14 protein-coding genes and 1 pseudogene are annotated in these 18,207 nt (G+C 65.7%); 3 read left to right on the forward strand and 12 right to left on the reverse strand.

Going from position 1 to position 18,207, the window contains the following annotated elements; translation table 11 throughout:
- Positions 1 to 113 precede the first annotated feature (113 nt).
- Genes BraRD5C2_RS25880 through BraRD5C2_RS25900 form a run of 5 tightly spaced genes read right to left on the reverse strand, consistent with a single transcriptional unit; the run spans position 114 to position 6,244 of the window.
- A complete protein-coding gene (locus BraRD5C2_RS25880) occupies positions 114 to 1,727 on the reverse strand; it encodes an ABC transporter ATP-binding protein (RefSeq protein ID WP_223973156.1) in 1,614 nt (537 codons plus the stop codon).
- On the reverse strand, positions 1,724 to 2,536 hold the full coding sequence (locus BraRD5C2_RS25885) for an ABC transporter permease (protein WP_223973164.1): 813 nt from the start codon (positions 2,534 to 2,536) through the stop codon (positions 1,724 to 1,726). The genes BraRD5C2_RS25880 and BraRD5C2_RS25885 overlap by 4 nt, the downstream gene beginning before the upstream one ends.
- A 16-nt stretch (positions 2,537 to 2,552) precedes the next feature.
- On the reverse strand, positions 2,553 to 3,497 hold the full coding sequence (locus tag BraRD5C2_RS25890; RefSeq protein ID WP_223973166.1) for an ABC transporter permease: 945 nt from the start codon (positions 3,495 to 3,497) through the stop codon (positions 2,553 to 2,555).
- A 15-nt stretch (positions 3,498 to 3,512) separates the two neighbouring features.
- Positions 3,513 to 5,054 carry an ABC transporter substrate-binding protein gene (locus BraRD5C2_RS25895; protein WP_223973987.1) on the reverse strand — a complete coding sequence of 514 codons (1,542 nt, stop codon included), beginning with the start codon at positions 5,052 to 5,054 and terminating at the stop codon, positions 3,513 to 3,515.
- 29 nt (positions 5,055 to 5,083) lie between these two features.
- Positions 5,084 to 6,244 (reverse strand): C45 family autoproteolytic acyltransferase/hydolase, encoded by a 1,161-nt coding sequence (locus BraRD5C2_RS25900; RefSeq protein ID WP_223973167.1) that lies wholly within the window; start codon positions 6,242 to 6,244, stop codon positions 5,084 to 5,086.
- Between the two features lie 56 nt (positions 6,245 to 6,300).
- Between BraRD5C2_RS25900 and BraRD5C2_RS25905 the strand changes: the two genes are divergently transcribed.
- Together BraRD5C2_RS25905 and aptA are read left to right on the forward strand one after the other, a co-directional pair.
- A complete protein-coding gene (locus BraRD5C2_RS25905; RefSeq protein WP_223973169.1) occupies positions 6,301 to 7,242 on the forward strand; it encodes a GntR family transcriptional regulator in 942 nt (313 codons plus the stop codon).
- A 13-nt stretch (positions 7,243 to 7,255) separates the two neighbouring features.
- Positions 7,256 to 8,605, forward strand: a complete 1,350-nt coding sequence (aptA, locus tag BraRD5C2_RS25910; RefSeq protein ID WP_223973171.1) for an omega-aminotransferase AptA — start codon at positions 7,256 to 7,258, stop codon at positions 8,603 to 8,605.
- Between the two features lie 101 nt (positions 8,606 to 8,706).
- Here the strand turns inward: aptA and BraRD5C2_RS25915 are convergent, their stop codons facing one another.
- The 7 genes and pseudogenes from BraRD5C2_RS25915 to BraRD5C2_RS25940 all read right to left on the reverse strand — a co-directional run.
- Entirely contained in the window at positions 8,707 to 10,194 is a 1,488-nt protein-coding gene (locus BraRD5C2_RS25915) for an amino acid permease (RefSeq protein ID WP_374708051.1), read from the reverse strand.
- 156 nt (positions 10,195 to 10,350) lie between these two features.
- Positions 10,351 to 10,668: a BA14K family protein gene (locus tag BraRD5C2_RS25920; protein ID WP_223973173.1), complete on the reverse strand. Its 318-nt coding sequence runs from the start codon at positions 10,666 to 10,668 to the stop codon at positions 10,351 to 10,353.
- A gap of 136 nt (positions 10,669 to 10,804) precedes the next feature.
- Positions 10,805 to 11,302 (reverse strand): c-type cytochrome, encoded by a 498-nt coding sequence (locus tag BraRD5C2_RS25925; protein ID WP_223973998.1) that lies wholly within the window; start codon positions 11,300 to 11,302, stop codon positions 10,805 to 10,807.
- Positions 11,303 to 11,336: 34 nt separating this feature from the next.
- Positions 11,337 to 12,614, reverse strand: coding sequence for a sulfite dehydrogenase (soxC, locus tag BraRD5C2_RS25930; RefSeq protein ID WP_223973175.1), 1,278 nt, complete (start codon positions 12,612 to 12,614; stop codon positions 11,337 to 11,339).
- 146 nt (positions 12,615 to 12,760) lie between these two features.
- Complete coding sequence (locus BraRD5C2_RS25935) at positions 12,761 to 13,717, reverse strand: catechol 2,3-dioxygenase (protein WP_223973177.1); 957 nt, start codon at positions 13,715 to 13,717, stop codon at positions 12,761 to 12,763.
- A 213-nt stretch (positions 13,718 to 13,930) separates the two neighbouring features.
- The gene (locus BraRD5C2_RS39435) at positions 13,931 to 14,053 is read right to left on the reverse strand and encodes a hypothetical protein (protein ID WP_263009993.1); all 123 of its coding nucleotides are present in this window, start codon (positions 14,051 to 14,053) and stop codon (positions 13,931 to 13,933) included.
- 95 nt (positions 14,054 to 14,148) lie between these two features.
- A pseudogene (locus BraRD5C2_RS25940) lies at positions 14,149 to 15,924 on the reverse strand (putative bifunctional diguanylate cyclase/phosphodiesterase); the annotation flags it as partial.
- 514 nt (positions 15,925 to 16,438) lie between these two features.
- Between BraRD5C2_RS25940 and BraRD5C2_RS25945 the strand changes: the two are divergent.
- Entirely contained in the window at positions 16,439 to 18,190 is a 1,752-nt protein-coding gene (locus BraRD5C2_RS25945; protein WP_223973179.1) for an ATP-binding protein, read from the forward strand.
- Positions 18,191 to 18,207 lie beyond the last annotated feature (17 nt).

The raw sequence follows: 18,207 nt of genomic DNA on the forward strand, positions 1-18,207 counted from the left end.
GATTTGCGCCGTCTGGGTGCGGCGCATGTTGCTTCTATCGGAGCGAGCAAGTGTAGCAGGCCGCGCGCCCGCGCACTACAGGATCGTCGCGCCGCATCAGTCTTGACTTTCCGTCAGCCCGACGCGCGCGCGGCGGCTTGCCCGGCGAAATCCAGCACCGGCGTCGCAGCGAGCAGCGCTCTGGTATACTCGTGCTGCGGACGGTCGAACACGTCGTCGCGCGACCCTTGCTCGACGATACGGCCGCCCTGCATCACCACCACGCGGTCGGCGACCTGCTCGACCGCGGCGAGGTCGTGGCTGATGAAGAGGCAGGCAAAGCCGTATTGCGCTTGCAGACGTTCGAACAGCTTCAGCACCTGGGCCTGGATCGTCATGTCGAGCGCGGAGACCGGCTCGTCGGCGACCACGAAGGACGGATGCCGCACAATCGCGCGCGCGATCGCGATGCGCTGGCGTTGACCGCCGGAGAGCTCATGCGGCCAGCGCTGGGCGAAGCCGGCGAGCCCGACCTCGTCGAGCATGCTGGCCACGCGCCGGTCGCGCTCGCTGGATGACAGCTCCGGGACATGCCGCAGCGGCTCGGCGACAATCTCACCGACCCGCATGCGCGGGTCGAGGGACGAATACGGATCCTGGAATACGAGTTGCGAAGCCAGACGGAACGCGCGGTCGCGCGTCGCGATCACATCCCTGCCCTGAAAGCGGATCTCACCTGCGGCCGCCGGGATCAGCCGCAGCATCGCGCGGCCGAGCGTGGTCTTGCCTGAGCCGCTGCCGCCGACCACGGCGACGGTTTCACTGGCGCCGATCTCGAGGTCGACACCATTGATCGCAGCAACATCGGCATCCCTGCGGAACAGGCGCTGCCGCCCGCCGAACGCGACCTTCAGGCCACGCACGCTGATCAGCGGCTCGCCGGCTGCGCGGGGCCCGGTCGCGGCGCGCCGCCGCGGCAGCGCATCGACGAGTTGACGCGTGTAAGCCTCGCGTGGCGCGGAGAGGATCTGCCGGACGCTGCCGGTCTCCACCAGTTTGCCTTGCCGCAGCACGACCGCACGCTGCGCATAGCGCGACACCAGGCCGAGATTGTGGGTGATCAGCATCACCGCGGTGCCGTGATCGCGCGCCAGTTCGACCATCAGGTCGAGCACCTCGCGCTGGCTCAGCGTGTCGAGCGCGGTGGTCGGCTCGTCGGCCAACAGCAGCTTCGGCTTCAACAGCATCACCGAGGCCAGCATGATGCGCTGGCGCATCCCGCCGGAGAATTCGTGCGGATAAGCATCGAAGGTCCGCTCGGGATCGCGTATCTGCACCCGCGCCAGCATGTCGAGGCAGCGCTGCCTGATCTCGCCCCGCGTCAACCTCTCGTGCAGGGCAAGGCCCTCGGCCATCTGCGCGCCGACGCTGATCGCCGGATTGAGCGACACCATCGGCTCCTGGAACACCATGCCGACCGAGCGGCCGCGCAGCGCACGCATGCGCCGTGGCGCGATATCGGCGAGATCCTCGCCGTCGAGCCGGATCGCGCCGCCGACCCGCCGCAGGCCCGGCGGCAGCAGCCCGAGAATGGCGCGCGCCGCGGCGGTCTTGCCGCTGCCGGATTCACCGACCACCGCGAGGAATTCGCCGCGCTCGATCGCAAACGACACATCGTCGACGACGACAGCGCCGGTCCTGGCAGCCTCGATGCGCAGATGGTCGACGGTCAGCAGTGGCGCGGTCATCCGTGCGCCATCCTGGGATCGAAGCTATCGCGCAGGGAATCGCCGAGCAGATTGATGCCGAGCAGCGTCAGCGCGATGCACAGTCCCGGTGCGATGCTGAGCCAGGCCGCGGTCTCCATGTACGGCCGGCTCGCCGCCAGCATGTTGCCCCAGGTCGGCGCCGGCGGCGGCACGCCGAGACCGAGGAAGCTCAGCGCGCTCTCGGCCAGCAGCACCCAGCCGAACATGCTGGTCGCGAGCACCGCCACCGGTGCGATCGCATTGGGCAGCACGTGGCGGAGCATCGAATAGAATTCGGAGTTGCCGATCACCCGCGACGCCTCGATATACTCCTTCTCGCGGATCGACAGCACGGTGCCGCGAACCACACGCGCGACCGACGGGATGTAGGCGAGCCCCAGCGCCAGCACGAGGCCCGACTTGTTGGCGCCGATCACGATCATCACCGCGAGCGCCAGCAGGATGCCGGGAAAGGCCAGCAGCGCGTCGTTGACGGCCATGATGATGCGATCGGTCCAGCCGCGCAGATAGCCCGCGACACCGCCGACCAGCACGCCGACACCGACGGCAATCAGGACGGTGGCGAGCGCCACCACGACGCTGGCGGCGGCCCCTGCCATCAGCCGGCTCAGCACGTCGCGGCCGAATTCATCGGTGCCGAACCAGTGCAGCGCGGACGGCGCGTGCAGCCGCGCCTTCAGGTTAATGCGCAGCGGATCGAACGGCGTCCAGAACGCGGCCGTCGCGGCTGTGCCGAGCACGAGCCCGATCAGCGCGCCGCCGATGACGGTGTTGATGCGCCATTTCATGCCACGGTCACCCTTTTCATGCCACCGCCACCCTTGGATCGAACAGCGGATAACAGAGATCGACGATCAGGTTGACGACGACATAAATCACCGCGGTGAACAGCAGGCAGCCCTGCACCACCGGATAGTCGCGCGCGAAGATCGAATCGACCAGCAGCCGTCCGAGCCCCGGCAGCGTGAACACGGTCTCGATGACGGCGATGCCGCCGAGCAGATGGCCGAGCACGAGGCCAATCAGCGTCCAGGTCGGCGCAAAGGCGTTCGGCAGCACATGGCGGCCGAGCACCAGCCATTCCGGGACGCCTTTGGCGCGCGCATGCGTGACGTATTCGAGCCGCAGCACCTCGATCGAGGCCGCCCGCGCCATCCGCGTCAGCACGCCGATCTCGACCGCGGTCAGGGTGACGATCGGCAGCACCATGAACAATGTAGCCTGCCAGACATTCTCCGAGAACGGCACGTAGCCGATCACCGGCAGCCATTTCAGCTTCAAGCCGAACAGCAGAAGCAGCAGCAGACCGAGCCAGAAGCTCGGGATCGACAGCAGGAGCGTGGCGCCGCCGACGATCGCCAGATCGAGCGCGCTGTTCTGCTTCCATGCCGCGACGAGGCCCGCCACGACGGCGATGCAGGCGGCAAGGCCGACCGCCACCAGCACGATCGTGGCCGAGACCTGGAAGCGCTCCAGGATCAGCGGCAGCACCGGAAGATTGTTGGTTATGGAGTGGCCGAGGTCGCCGGTCGCGAGCTTGCCGAGCCAGTACAGGAATTGCAGCGGCACCGGCTGGTCGAGCCCGAGCTGCGCGCGCAGTTGCGCGGCCTGCGCCGGATCGGCGTTGTCGCCGAGCATCACCTGCACCGGATCGCCGGGGATCAGGCGCACCAGCGTGAACACCGCGACCGCCACCAGCAGCAGCGTCGGGATCGTCATGGCCAGCCGTCGTGCGAGGTAGCCCAGCATCGCCGCGATCCCTCCCTACTGCAGGCTCACGCCCCAGAAGCGCGGCTGTCCGAACAGCCAGCCGGCAAATCCCTTGACGTTGTTGCGCAGGGCGGCGATCTCAGCGCCGTTGAACAGGACGATCATCGGCACATCGTCGATGAAGCGGCGGTGCAGCTCGTCGAACAGAAGCTGGCGCTTCGCCTTGTCGTCGATCATCATCGACTCCTGCAGCATCCGCTGCGCCTCCGGATCGTCCCAAACCTTGCGCGGCTGCGTCGCTTTGGGCCCCATCAGCATCTCGAAAGAGAGCGACGGGTCTAGCCGCGGTGAGTAGACGAAGGCCATCGACTGGTAGTCGCCGCGGTTGTAGCGATCGAGCTGGGCGGCCCAGTCCAGCACCTCGATCTCGATGTTGATGCCCGCGGCCTGCGCCATCGCCTGCACCAAAACGGCGGAATCGAACACGTAGCTGTAGCGCTTGTTGGCGATCATCTTGATCGGCTGGCCGTGATAGCCCGCTTGCGCGAGCAGCTTCTTGGCTTCCGCGATATCCTGGGTGTAGCCGTGGGTCTCCACCTCGCCATAGAACGGACTTCCGATCGGCAGCGCCGAATTGTTGGCGCGCGCGATGCCCTCCATGACCGCGTCGATGATCTGCGGCGTGTCGAGGCTGAGCGCGATCGCCCGCCGGATCCGCACGTCCTTCAGCAGGGGATCGCGGGTCTGGAACAGGATGCCGGTGAGACCGAGCGCGGGCGTGATGCTGAGCTGCACATCCGGCCGCGTCTTGAGGTCCTCGACATCGGGGATCGCAAGATTGCTGATCGCATCGAGCGAACCGGACAAGAGGCCCGCCTTCGCCGCCGAACCGTCGGGAACGACGTTGAACCTGATCCGGTCGACTTGCGCGATCTTGGCGCCGGTGTAGCCGGTGCGCGGCTCGCTGCGCGCGGCGTAGCCGTCGAACCGCACCAGGTCGACGTACTGGCCGCGTTTCCATTCGCCGAGCTTGAACGGTCCGGTCCCGACTGGCACAATCCACTTGCCGTCGGGCCCGACCGAGTCACGATGAATGATGGCGGTCTGTCCGCAGTCGGGCCGCGCCAATGTCGACAGGAACAACGCGGTCGGGCGGTCCAGGGTGATCGCGACCGTCTGCGGGTCAGGCGCCTCGATCTTCTGGATCTGGGCGATGCCGGTTGCGCTGAATTCAGACAGGCAGCGCCATTGCGTGGCCGGATCGAGCCAGCGCTTCAGCGACCAGATGACGTCATCCGCGGTCATGCCGGCGCCATTGTGGAACTTGACGCCTTGCCGGAGGTGGAAGGTGTAGGTCTTGCCCTCGTTCGAGACGGTCCAGCTATCCGCCAGCATCGGACCGATCGAGGTATCGTCGCGGAACGCGACCAGGCCCTCGACGATATGCGCCATCACGCCGTCGGTGTTGGCGTCGCGGTTGGTGCCGGGATCGGTGGAGCGGATGTCGGCGTTCAGCCGCGTCCGCAGCAGCGTCTCGGCATCCGCGCGCAGCGGCGCCACGGTCAGCATCGCCGACAGTGCCAGCAGGCCGACCATCATCGCACGCGATGGCCGACACAGGACCATCAGGACGCCCTCGCGGCCGCCGATGGCGCGCCCTCATTGCGGGGGCTGGCCACCACGTCGAGCCGATAGGAGGTGAACTGCCGGTTCAGCGCCGGCAGCGGCGCGACTTCCATCAGCCCGCTCGCCGGCTCCATCAGGATCATTGCTACGGTAGCGCTGAGATTGTTGCCGAGATTGCGGCGCGGCGGCCGGCATACCGACCACGGATAGGCGAAGTCGTCGAACAGCGCCGACTTCACTGTCTCGAAGCTAATGGCGCCGAGATGCGGCTGCAACAGATCGCGGACCCGGATGTCGCGATAGAGGCTGTCGGGCGTGCTGGCGATGCCGGTGTCCTTGAGCTTGCCGAGCGCAACGGGGCTGACGAAATGATTGGCGTGCACCAGGAGCCCACGATCGGGATGCACCTGGAAGGTCTCGTCCGGCGCACATTCGAAGTCGATCGCAACACCGTCGCGATGGCTGACGATCATGTTGTTGGCGGCGGATTTCTTCGTGCAATAGACGGTGCGCATCGACAGCGCGACGTGGTCGCTCTCCAGCACCTTGCGTCGGATCAGCGCCAGCGGCGCCCCGATCTGGCGATAGTCACGGTCGCACTGCAGATAGTTCGCGGTGATGGCGATGCCGGCCGCGTTGAAGCCGCAGCGACCGAGCGCGCCGGCCTCGGTGAAGGTCATGAGATCGGGACCGTCGTCGCGGCGCACCTTCAGCACCACGGCCGTCTCGGCGCATTCTCGCTTCCAGTCCCAGTTCTGGGCGTGGATCAGCCGCCCCGACGCGGTCGCTTGCGGCAGCACGACGACGCCGGTGCAGCCGTCGGGCTCGTCTGGCGTCTTCAGCCGCGCCCGAACCGACGGCTCGGCGAGCTTGAGGATCTCGGTGCGGGCGTTGAGCAGCACGATATCCTCGAACGGAACGCCGGCGCCCTCGGCAATGCCGTGCATCTCCTCGATATAGGTCGGCTCGAACGCCTCGATGACCGGAAGATAGTCGCGCACCAGCTCGGCGACGCCGGCGGCGTCGAGCGAGAGCTCCTTGAGCTGCGTGAAGTAGTGCGAGGTGCCCTTGCGGATGCGATCGGCCGCCTGGCGGCCATACTGCTTGCCGCGCTCGTGCGGCGGGCCTGAAATCTCGATGAGGGGAAATGGTTCGACCATCGCTTGCGCCAACTTCCTTTTGCGTTTCCGCAAAGGCTAATGTATTTTGTCAGTACATGAAACAAAAATCTACGCCCATTGCGAAGGCAGCCCCGAGCCGCCTGCAACGCGAACTGTCCGCGGGCATCCTGGAGCTGATCCGGGCGGAAAAACTCGCGCCCGGCACGCGACTTGCGGAGGTGGCGCTGGCGGAACGCCTGCAGGTTTCACGCACGCCGGTGCGCGCGGCGCTGAAAATATTGGCAGGCCGACGCCTCATACGGGTCGGCGCAAGCCGCGGCTATTTCGTCACGGACACGGCCCCGCCGGCTCCGAAGACGGCTAGCAAGCCGACGCCTGCGGACACCGACCGGCTGTTCGTGGCGATCGCGCGCGACCGGCGCAGCGATCGCCTTCCGGTCGACGTCTCCGAGCGCGACCTCATGCAGCGCTATGGGGCGTCGCGCCCGGTGGTGCAGCGCGTGCTGGCCAAGCTTGCAGAGGTCGCGGCGGTGCAGCGCAAGCCCGGGCATGGCTGGCGCTTCCAGCCGATCATCGCCGACGCCAAGGCGCGCGAAGAGAGCTACCGCTACCGGATCCTGATCGAGCCGGCCGCCCTGCTGGAGCCGGGCTTTCAGCTCGATCCAGGCTGGGCCGCCGAGATGCGCCGGCGTCATCAGGATGCGACCAAGCAAACCTGGAGCGAGACCGCGAGCATCGCCTTCTTCGAGATGAATGCTGCCTTCCACGAGGGATTGGCGGCGGCCTCCGGCAATCGCTTCCTGCTGGTCGCCGTACAGCAGCAGAACCGGCTGCGCAGCTTTGCGAACTACGACTGGACCTTCGGCTACGAGCGCGTGCTGGTGAACTGCCGCGAGCATCTTGCGATCCTCGACCGGCTCGAGGCCGGCGAGCGCGAGGCCGCGGCCGCGCTGATGCGCAAGCATCTCGAGGGCGCGTCAAAGGTCAAGCGCGTCACCGACGATCCGGCCAGCGGCCGCAGCAACACCCGCAAATAACAGGAGCTCATCCATGCATTCACCGCACGCCGCGGCAACGAACACCCCCCTCACCCGCGAGGCGATGGAGCCGTTCTGGATGCCGATGACGCCCAATCGCCAGTTCAAATCCAACCCACGGCTGTTCACCGGCGCCGAGGGCATGCACTACATCACCCAGGACGGCCGACGCATTCTCGACGGCATGGCGGGACTCTGGTGCGTCAACGCCGGCCACGGCCAGAAGCGGATCGTCGAGGCGATCCAGGCGCAGGCTGCGAAACTCGATTTCGTCTCCTCATTCCAGATGAGCCACCCCGCCGCATTCGAGCTCGCCGGACGCATCACCGAGATCACGCCTGAAGGTCTCGACCATGTGTTCTTCACCAATTCCGGATCGGAATCGGTCGACACCGCGCTCAAGATCGCGCGCGGCTATCATCGCGCCCGCGGCGAAGCCAGCCGCATCCGCTTCATCTCGCGCGCCAAGGCCTATCACGGCATGGGCTGGGGCGGATTGTCGGTGAGCGGCCTGTACCGTCACCGCCGCGATTTCGGTCCACTGCTGCCCGAAGTCGACCATCTGGCGCTGCCCCACGATCCCGAGCACACCGCATTCTCGCGCGGGCAGCCGGCATGGGGCGCGCATTTCGCCGATGAGCTGGACAAGCTGTTGCAGATCCACGACCCCTCGACCGTCGCGGCTGTCATCGTGGAGCCCGTGACCGGCTCGGGCGGCGTCTACCCGCCTCCGTCAGGCTATCTCGAGCGGCTGCGCAAGATCTGCGATCAGCACGGCATCCTGCTGATCTTCGACGAGGTGATCACCGGCTTCGGACGGCTCGGCGCGCCGTTCGCGGCCAATGCGCTCGGCGTGACACCCGATCTCATCACCTGCGCCAAGGGCATGACCAATGCTGCCGTGCCGATGGGTGGCGTCATCGTCAGCGACAAGGTCTATTCCGCGTTGATGAACGGGCCGGAAAACACCGTCGAGCTGTTCCACGGCTATACTTACTCGGCGCATCCGCTCGCCTGCGCGGCCGGCCTCGCCGCGCTCGACGTCTATCAGGACCTCGGCCTGTTCGAGCGCGCCCGGCGCATCGCGCCGATCTGGGAGGCGGCGGCGCATGGGTTGAGGGACGCGCCGCATGTCATCGATATCAGGAACATCGGCCTGCTGGCGGCGATCGATCTGAAGCCGCGCGACGGCGCGGCCGGCGTACGCGGTCCCGAATGCGCCCGGCGATGCTACGACGAGGACGGCATCCTGATCCGCGCCGCCGCCGATACACTGATGATCTCACCGCCCCTGATCATCACCGAGGACCAGATCGAGGCGATCTTCGCAGCGATCCGGCGCGCGTTAAACGCGATCGAGTGAAGGTGGCCGCGGACGTTTGACTTCAATGCCGCAACAAATCCGGTGTCGTCCCTGCGAAAGCAGGGACGACAGCCTTTTCGCGGAGGCACCGCGAGCGCGATCTATGCTCCGCCCCTCGCCCGCAGCCGGCTATGGCGCCGGCCATAGGCGGCATAGATCACAAGCCCGATCACGAGCCACACCGCGAGCCTGATCCAGGTGTCGATCGGCAGGCCGAACATCAGGAAGAGCGAGGTTCCCGCGGCAGCCGGCGCCACCAGCCAGATCGCCGGCGCCTTGAAAGGGCGCGGCAAGTCCGGGTCGCGGACGCGCAGCACCAGCGTTCCGATCGAGACCACGGTGAACGCGAACAGCGTGCCGATCGAGACGAGTTCGCCGACCAGCCCGATCGGCAGCAGCCCGCCGAGAATCGCAGCGACGCTGCCGGCGAAGATGGTCGAGACATAGGGCGTCTGGAACCGCGGATGGATCTTAGCCGCGATGCCCGGCAACAGCCCGTCATGCGCCATGGCGCGGAAGATCCGCGGCTGCGCCAGCAGCATGATGAGGATCACCGACGTTAGCCCGAACAGGATGCCGAGCTTGATGAAGGGACCGAGCCAGCCGACGCCAACGGCATCGATGCCGACGGCGATCGGATCGGGCACGCTGAGCTTGTCGTACGGCACGATGCCGGTCAGCACGAAGCCGACCGCAACATAGAGCGCGGCGCAGATCACCAGCGAGCCGAGAATCCCGATCGGCATGTCGCGCTCCGGCGTCTTCGCCTCCTGCGCCGCGGTCGAGATCGCGTCGAAGCCGATATAGGCAAAGAAAACCACCGCCGCGCCGCGGACCACACCGGACCAGCCGAATACGCCGGGACCGGCATTCGGCGGGATCAGCGCGCCTTCCGGATTGCCCGCCGTCACCCAGTTCGCCAGCGATACCGAGGAAGCTGCGGTGGCGAGAAACAGGGCGATGACGACGAGCTTCACCACGACGACGAACCCTGTGAAGCGCGCGGACTCGCGGATGCCGAACACGAGCAGTGCGGTGACGAACGCGATGATCACCATCGCCGGGATGTTGATGACCGCGCCGGTCGACGACCACGCACCACTGTTGGCATCGTAGGCGAGCGGCGCCGAGGTGAATTGCGGCGGCAGGTTGATGCCGAAATCGCGCATCAAGCTGACGAAATAGCCGGACCATCCGACCGAAACCGCGATCGCGCCGACCGCATATTCGAGGATCAGGTCCCAGCCGATGATCCAGGCGATCAGCTCGCCGAGCGTGGCGTAAGCGTAAGTGTAGGCGCTGCCGCAGATCGGCACGGTCGACGCCATCTCGGCGTAGCACAGGCCGGCGAAAGCGCAGGCGACGGCGCCAAGCATGAAGGAGAGCGTGACAGCGGGTCCGGCATTGGCGGCGGCCGCGTGGCCCGTCAGCACGAAGATGCCGGCGCCGATGATGCCGCCGATCCCGAGGGTCACGAGTTGCAACGCCGAAAGCGAGCGCTTGAAGATCGGCGTCTCCGCGTCGCCGTCGGCACGCGCCGCTTCCCGCAGCAGTTCCGCGGTCGGCTTTCGGTCCCAGAAGCCGGCCAAGGTGTCTGTCACGCCAGCTGCCCTCCGCCGCTCGGGCCCGGCGGGACCCGACACGATCATCGGACTATAACGCGTCCGACGTCCAGGCGTTCGGGCACAGGATGACGGCCGGCGCGCTTATCCACCGCCAAGAACGACGGCCAAGCGCAGTGCGGCCTATTGGCAGGGATGGCGGCGGCCGTCGCGGCCAAGGAAGGTGCCGGACGCCGGATCGAACGAACGGTAGCGTGCGCAAGACGAGGACGGCGCGGATGACGGTGCCGCCGGTATGGCGCCATAGGCATTCGCGGGATTGCCGCCCCGTTGCAGCGCCTGCTGGGCCTCTCCCCACGGCGTTAGGGCGCCGCCGTTGATCGCGCTGCGACCGGGGTTTTCGGACTCGAGCAACGCCGGCTCGGAAATCTGGGCAACGACAGGCGAGAACGACATCCCTGCGAGCAATATGGCGGCTGCAACCGCCCTCAATCCGGACATGCGACCACTCCTATCGATCAGTGAAACATGTCAAAGGCCGGCCGAGCCGCCCCAAGACCATATGGTGGCGACGCCTCTCCGGGCACAGGAGCCACGGCCTCACGATGCCGCGAGCCAACAGGCCGTGGCTCGCCGCTCAGCGATTATGCACGTCGGGCCGCGGGTCGGAGACGAACCCGTCGCGGTTCGGCATCTTGACGGCGGCGAGCGACTTCGCGTCGAGCACCGCATTGGCCGGCACGATGCCGTTCAGGCTGAGGATATAGGCGGACACCGCGTAGACGTCCTCATTGCTCAGCGACTGCGGCGCGTTCTGCGGCATTGCGCGGCGGATGTAGTCGAACAAGGTCGGGGCGTAGGGCCAGTAGCTACCGACGGTGCGGATCGGCTTTGGGCTCGCCAGCGTGCCCTGCCCGCCGACCAGGCGGTCCCCGACGGCGCCCTGCCCGCTGTCGCCATGGCACACTGCGCATTGCTCGCTGAACACGATGCGGCCGCGTTCGACGTTGCCGCTGCCCGGTGGCAGGTTGGAGCCATCGCGACCAATGTCGATGTTCCAGCCGGCGATCTCCGCCGGCGTCGCCACGCGGCCGATGCCGTAGCGCTCCTCGGCACGAACAGCGACACCGAGCATCGCGATCGCGCCGGCCAGCAGCGCGGATTTGAGGTTACGCCTGGCCATTGGTCACCTCGCCATTCGCATCGATACGCCAGGGCCAGATCGCGTTGTTGTGGTAGAACGAGTTGAGACCGCGCACCGCCACCAATTCCGCCAGCGTCGGCTGCACGTAGCCGGTCTCATCGATGGCGCGGCTCTGGATCACGGCGGGGGTGCCGTCCCAGTGCCAGGGCAAACGGAAGCGCGTGAGCGCGCGCGTCAGCACTGGCTCCTGCAGCTCCGCCTGCTGCCAGCTCTTGCCCTCGTCGAGCGAGATCTCGACGCTCTTGATCTTGCCGTGGCCACTCCAGGCTATCCCGGTGATCTCGTGAAAGCCGTGCGTGGTCAGTTTCTGACCGCCGGACGGTCGTGTGATGATCGATTTGGCCTCCATGTAGAAGGTGAATTCGCGCGACGTACCGTCCGGCATCGGGTCGGTGTATTTCGAGGTCTCCTCGCGCGAATAGGCCGGCTCGGCGACCACCTTGAGCCGGCGCAGCCATTTCACGTTCATGTTGCCCTCGAAGCCCGGCAGCAACAGGCGCAGCGGATAGCCCTGCTGCGGACGCAGCCGCTCGCCGTTCTGGCTGTAGACCAGCATGGCGTCGTCGAGGCACTTCTCGATCGGGATCGAGCGCGTCAACGCGGCGGCATCGGCGCCTTCCGCGACGATCCACTTGGCGCCGGCCTGCAGGCCGGCTTCGTCCAGCACCGTCTTCAGCGGCACGCCGGTCCATTCCGCGCAACTCAGCAGGCCGACGAGGTCGGAAGCCGTCTTGCCGTAGGGCTTGGTGTAGACCGGATTGCCGGAGCATTCGAGGAAGTGGATGCGCGACTGCGACGGAAAGCGGCGGATATCCTCCATCGTGAACACCAGCGGGCGATCGACCATGCCGTGCAGCATCAGCCGGTGCTCGGCCGGATCGATAGTCGGCACGCCGCCATGGTGGCGTTCGTAGAACAGACCGTTCGGCGTGATGATGCCGTCGAGCTCCTGCAACGGTGTGCGGCCCGACGCGGAGATATATTGCGGCAGCGTCTTCGAGATGTTCTTGACGACGCCCTTCTCGTGAACCGACGGCGTGCCATAGGGCTGGCTTCCCATCGGATCGCCGGGCGCTTTCATCCATTCCGGCACGCTGGGCGGAAGATTATTCCCCTGTTCAGCAAGCGCGGTAGAACCGGCAACTCCCGCGATCGCGGAGCCACCGGCCAATGCTGCGCCCGCCTGAAGGAATCGCCTGCGAGACGCCTCTCGCACGCGCTTGTCCGTCGTGTGTTCGTTCATCGACGTTTTCCTCTGACGTTACGAGGTGCAGCCTAACACCAAACGGCCGAGGCGAGGCAATGCTGCTGCGCGCAGTGCAGCATTCCGCAATGAGATGCATGATACCGAGCGCGTGGATTGCACGACGGCGCAAGTGGACGCGCGTTTCAGTCCTTCACCGGTGGCGTGCCATGGGTGTGGAACGACTCGATCGTCTTCAAACCCCAAGCCTGGCCCTTCTTGCGCTCCTCCTCGGTCCACACGATCGGCTTCCAGTCCGGCGCGAGGATCAGGCGGGCTCCTGCATTGGCAACCTCGACGCGGTTGCCGCCGGGTTCATAGACATAGAGGAAGAAGGTCTGCTGGATCGCGTGCTTGTGCGGCCCGGTCTCGATGTGCACGCCGTGCTCGAGGAAGATATCCGCCGCGCGCAGGATCTCCTCGCGGCTATCCAGCGCGTAGGTCACGTGATGGAAACGTCCCATCTTGCCGTAGTGGTCGCGGGTATAGGCGAAGTCGTAGCTCTTGTTCGACATCGTCATCCACATCGCGGCTTCCGTGCCGTCGTTGAGCACGATCTGCTCGGTGGTGCGGCATCCCAGGTAGTTCTCGAAGAACAGGCGATTGGCCTTGATGTCGACCGCGAGGCAGTTGAGATGGTCGAGCCGGCGGACATTGACGCCGCGCGCCGGAAAACGTTGCGCCTGGTTCTTCAACGCCGGCTTCAGCTCGGCCGGCGCCTCGTACCATTCGGCCTCGTAATAGAGCTCGATGACGTGGCCGTCGGGATCGCGGCAGCGGAATGCCGGTCCCTGCCCCATGTCGCCTTCAATCCAGCCGATGTCGAAGCCCGAGCCCTTCAGCGCGGCGACGCGGCGCTCGAGCGCCTGTGGGCTGCGCGCCCGCAGCGCCATGTGCTCCATGCCTGAAGTCTTCGACGCGGTCAGCTTCAGCGAATAACGCTCGTAATCGTCCCAGCCGCGCAGATAGACCGACTCGCCCTTCCGGCCGCTGACCGTCATGCCCATGACATCGACGAAGAACTTCAGGCTCTCGTCCGGCTTCGGCGTCAGCAGCTCCATGTGCCCGAGATGAGCGAGATCGAAGATCGGTTCCGGCTGCATGGACGGTCTCCCTCCGTGACGACGCCGGACCGACCTCTTTCAGCTCGGGCGGTGAACGGCGGGCGGATTTGTACTAGTGTACAAAGGATTAGGTCCCGTCAACAAAATGTTGACGCCGAAAATTGCGCCCCTCGTTGAAGCCAGCGCGCGCCTAGCCCTTTGACGCCATCACCGGTGCCGGACCATGCGGCCGGGAAATGGTCGCCGACACGGTCAGCGCAACGGCAGCGCGCACACCATGCAGAGCTTCATCCGCGCAGTACGGCGATCGGTCATCGGCAGAAAGAAGAAGAACGCGATCGCCAGAACGAGAAGCGCATTCACGAGAATGTACATGGCGGAGCCCTCTTGTTGCGTATCAACAAGATGGCAGGCGCTCGCGCGGCATTCCGTGGCAGAAATCACATATCGATAGCGGTTGAGGCCGGCGCTCAGGCTACCGAAACGGCCTTCTCGCGATGCGACGACAAGAGCTCGCGGATTTCGACATTCGGCACCGGCCGGCTGAACAGATAGCCCTGCATCTCGGTGCAGCCGAGGATGCGGAGCATATTGCGCTGCTGCTCGGTCTCGACGCCCTCCGCAGTGGTCGTCATGTCGCTCGCGGCGGCAATGTTCACGACGGCCTGGACGATCGTGGATGACGCGCCGGTCCCGGCGAGGTCCTTGATGAAGGCGCGATCGATCTTGATTTTGTCGAAGGGGAAGCGCTGCAGATAGCTCAGCGACGAATAGCCGGTGCCGAAATCGTCGAGCGCGATCCGGATGCCGAGCTCGCGAAGCTGATGCAGGATATCGAGCGCGGCCTCGTCGTCGCGGATCAGCACCGCCTCGGTAATCTCGAGTTCGAGCCGCGAGGGCGCGAGCCCCGACGCCGCGAGCGCGGCGGCGACGTTGAGCGCCAGCGTCTGGCTCTTGAACTGAATCGGAGACACATTGACCGCGACGTTGATGTGATCAGGCCAGTTCACCGCTTCCCGGCACGCGGTGTTGAGCACCCAGTGCCCGAGATCGTTGATCAAACCGGTATCCTCGGCGACCGGGATGAAATCCGCCGGCGAGATGATGCCACGCTCTGGATGCCGCCAGCGTACCAGCGCTTCGCAGCAGCTGACCCTGCCGTCCTCGAGATGGAGCAACGGCTGATAGTGCAACTCGAAGCTGCCTTCGGCGATCGCCTGGCGCAATTCCAGTTCCAGGCCGCGCCGCGCCTTGGCGCGCGCGTCCATGCCGGCCTCGAAGAACCGGTAGGTGCGGCGGCCGTCGCTCTTCGCGCCATAGAGCGCGAGGTCGGCGTTGCGCAGCAATTGATCGAGGTCGAGGCCGTCGTCGGGCGCGACCGCGATGCCGATGCTGGCGTCGGTCGTGATCAGGTGCCCGCTGCATTCGATCGGCTGGCGGATGGTCTGATAGATCGCGGCCAGCAGCTGCATGGTCTCAGTCTGATCGCGGACCGCAGTCTGGATCACGGCAAACTCGTCGCCGCCGAGCCGCGCCGCGACATTGGTCTCCCCGACGCAGGAGCGCAGACGTTCGGCGATTGCCCTGAGCAGTTCGTCGCCGATCTGATGGCCGAGCGCGTCGTTGACGCTCTTGAACTCATCGATGTCGATGTACATGACCGCGACCTGCTCGTCGGGCCCGATCGACTTCAACGCTTGCTCGAGGCGCTGACGGAACAGCAGGCGGTTGGGCAGGTCGGTGAGCGCATCATAGTGCGCCATATGCGCGATCTTGTTCTCGGTGCGGGTCCGCTCGGTGACGTCCTCGATGGTCGCCACCCATCCGCCCTCCGGGAGCGGCTTGTTGACGATCTCGATCGCCCGCCCGCCCGGTGCCTCGGTCAGCTGACGCGTCCCCCGGCCAAGCTTCACATTGCGGATAATGGCATCGCAGAATTCGTCGACGTCGCCATCGAACGAGCCGGTCTCCTGCCGGTGCGCGATCAGCCGCTGCATGGTGCAGCCGGGCTTCGCCACATCGGGCGAGAGCCCGAACATCTCGATGTAGGGACGGTTGCAGATGATGATGCGCGCCGATGCGTCGTAAAGCACGAGCCCCTGCGGAATATTGTCCACGGCGGTCATAAGATTGCGACGTTCGGAGGCGAGCCGCGCGTCGGAGATTTCATGCCGCTTCAGCAACAGGAAGACGATCACAGCCATGATCGCAAAGGCCGCCATCAGCAGGCCTTCGCGCTCGCTCCACTGCGCGGTCACGCTTCCGAACAGGCTGCCGACCAGCAGGCCGGCGCAGAACGCCAGCCCCTTGGTCGAGCCGGCCTCGGCATTTCCTGACGATGAATTGCGGTGTTCGATGCGCACGCTGATCTCTCCCGGACGCGGCATCGTTACGCAGCACTGATGGAAAGGTCGTTACAACTCGCAGTTAGCAATCGGTTACACGATACCTGGAGACAGCGCGTAACACATCGCGCCGAAACCCCCGTAAACTTACGGAGCTGCCGATGCACTCATCAGAGATGGTAAATCCCGCCTTAACAGGAAAACCGCGAAACAAGCCCGGCTGTGCCGGAAAGCGACGATTTCGCCGCCGATGCGTACGACGGAACGCAATCTCGCGGCACGATAGAAACAAATCGTCACCGGGAAGGTGTAGATTTAGCCGATGCGCAACCTCGGCGATTTAACGGTTTTTCCAAACCCGGGCGCGCATATTGGTCCGGACATTTAGATTTTGCCAACGAGCCAGGCTGGAACTGTGACATCTTTTGGACGTGTGATCTCTGTGCGCGGCTCGCAAGCCCGGGTTGGGCTGCTGACTGGTGGCCAGATGCAGCTTTCAGAAATGCGTGCGACCGTTGGCCGCTTCGTCAGTATCCGCTGCGCGAGCTCGGTCATCGTCGCCATGATCACCGAAGTGTCGTGCGAGAACCTGCCGCCGTCCGACGAATACATGGCGACCGCCTCGGTCGACCTGCTCGGCGAAATCCTCGGCGGCGACCGCCCGAAATTCCAGCGCGGTGTCACCCACTATCCGACCATCGGCGACAGCACCGATCTGATCACGAACCAGGAGCTGCGCACGGTCTATGCGCCGAGCGGCTCGGACCAGATCAATGTCGGCACGCTGCAACAGGATCGTTCGGTTATCGCCTATGTCGACGTCGAGGAAATGCTGTCCAAGCACTTTGCGGTGCTCGGCTCGACCGGCGTCGGCAAATCCACCGGCGTGTCGCTGCTGCTCAACGAAATCCTGAAGTCGCGGCCGAACCTGCGCATCTTCCTGCTCGACGTGCACAACGAATATGGCCGCTGCTTCGGCGAGCGCGCGCAGGTGCTCAACCCGCGAAACCTGAAGCTGCCGTTCTGGCTGTTCAACTTCGAAGAGATCGTCGACGTGCTGTTCGGCGGCCGGCCTGGCGTGCCCGAAGAGCTCGACATCCTCGCCGAAGTGATTCCGATGGCGAAGGGCATCTACACCCAGTACCAAAACTCCGACCGGGTCGGTCTCGGGCTGAAGCGCGTCGACCCCAAGCAGGTCGGCTACACCGTCGATACGCCGGTACCCTACCGCCTCGTCGACCTGATCTCGCTGATCGACGAGCGCATGGGCAAGCTCGAGAACCGCTCCTCGCGCATCATCTACCACAAGCTGATCTCGCGCATCGACGCGGTGCGCAACGATCCGCGCTACGCCTTCATGTTCGACAACGCCAATGTCGGCGGCGACACCATGGCCGAGGTGATCAGTCATCTGTTCCGCCTGCCCGCCAACGGCAAGCCGATGACCATCATGCAGCTCGCCGGCTTCCCGGCGGAAGTCGTCGATTCCGTGGTGTCGGTGCTGTGCCGCATGGCGTTCGATTTCGGACTGTGGAGCGACGGCGTCTCGCCGATGCTGTTCGTCTGCGAGGAAGCGCACCGCTACGCCTCCGCCGACCGCAACATCGGCTTCGGGCCGACCCGCAAGGCGGTGTCGCGCATCGCCAAGGAAGGCCGCAAATACGGCGTCTATCTCGGCCTGATCACCCAGCGTCCGGCCGAGCTCGACGCGACCATCATCTCCCAGTGCAACACGCTGTTCACGATGCGGCTTGCCAACGACCGCGACCAGGCGCTGCTGCGCTCCGCGGTGTCGGATGCCGCCGCCAACCTGCTGTCGTTCGTGCCTTCGCTCGGCACCCGCGAAGTGCTGGCGTTCGGCGAAGGCGTGGCGCTGCCGACCCGGCTGCGCTTCAAGGAGGTGCCGCCTCACCAGCTGCCGCGCGGCGAAGCCACCATCGCTACGGTGCCGTCGGTCACCGCCGGCCATGACATGCATTTCGTCAGCGCCGTGCTGGAGCGCTGGCGCGGCGCCACCTCGCATCGCGATTCGGCGAGCGGCGATGCCAACTTCAACCCTCCGACGCAGCCGCCGCGCACGATGGCGCCCGCCGAGGCGCCGATGCTGCAGCCGTCACTGGGCCTCGATCCGGACCGCTTCTCTCTCCTGAAGAAGCCGCTGCGCTGACGTCACCATGGCAGGGC

Source organism: Bradyrhizobium sp. RD5-C2 (assembly GCF_019972155.1).
Lineage (GTDB): Bacteria > Pseudomonadota > Alphaproteobacteria > Rhizobiales > Xanthobacteraceae > Bradyrhizobium.

Excerpts from the sequence above, each read along its gene's own strand:
- BraRD5C2_RS25880 (WP_223973156.1), bottom strand. The coding sequence starts at position 1,727 with ATGACCGCGCCACTGCTGACCGTCGACCATCTGCGCATCGAGGCTGCC.
- BraRD5C2_RS25885 (WP_223973164.1), bottom strand. The coding sequence starts at position 2,536 with ATGAAATGGCGCATCAACACCGTCATCGGCGGCGCGCTGATCGGGCTC.
- BraRD5C2_RS25890 (WP_223973166.1), bottom strand. The coding sequence starts at position 3,497 with ATGCTGGGCTACCTCGCACGACGGCTGGCCATGACGATCCCGACGCTG.
- BraRD5C2_RS25895 (WP_223973987.1), bottom strand. The coding sequence starts at position 5,054 with ATGGTCGGCCTGCTGGCACTGTCGGCGATGCTGACCGTGGCGCCGCTG.
- BraRD5C2_RS25900 (WP_223973167.1), bottom strand. The coding sequence starts at position 6,244 with ATGGTCGAACCATTTCCCCTCATCGAGATTTCAGGCCCGCCGCACGAG.
- BraRD5C2_RS25905 (WP_223973169.1), top strand. The coding sequence starts at position 6,301 with ATGAAACAAAAATCTACGCCCATTGCGAAGGCAGCCCCGAGCCGCCTG.
- aptA (WP_223973171.1), top strand. The coding sequence starts at position 7,256 with ATGCATTCACCGCACGCCGCGGCAACGAACACCCCCCTCACCCGCGAG.
- BraRD5C2_RS25920 (WP_223973173.1), bottom strand. The coding sequence starts at position 10,668 with ATGTCCGGATTGAGGGCGGTTGCAGCCGCCATATTGCTCGCAGGGATG.
- BraRD5C2_RS25925 (WP_223973998.1), bottom strand. The coding sequence starts at position 11,302 with ATGCTCGGTGTCGCTGTTCGTGCCGAGGAGCGCTACGGCATCGGCCGC.
- soxC (WP_223973175.1), bottom strand. The coding sequence starts at position 12,614 with ATGAACGAACACACGACGGACAAGCGCGTGCGAGAGGCGTCTCGCAGG.
- BraRD5C2_RS25935 (WP_223973177.1), bottom strand. The coding sequence starts at position 13,717 with ATGCAGCCGGAACCGATCTTCGATCTCGCTCATCTCGGGCACATGGAG.
- BraRD5C2_RS39435 (WP_263009993.1), bottom strand. The coding sequence starts at position 14,053 with ATGTACATTCTCGTGAATGCGCTTCTCGTTCTGGCGATCGCGTTCTTC.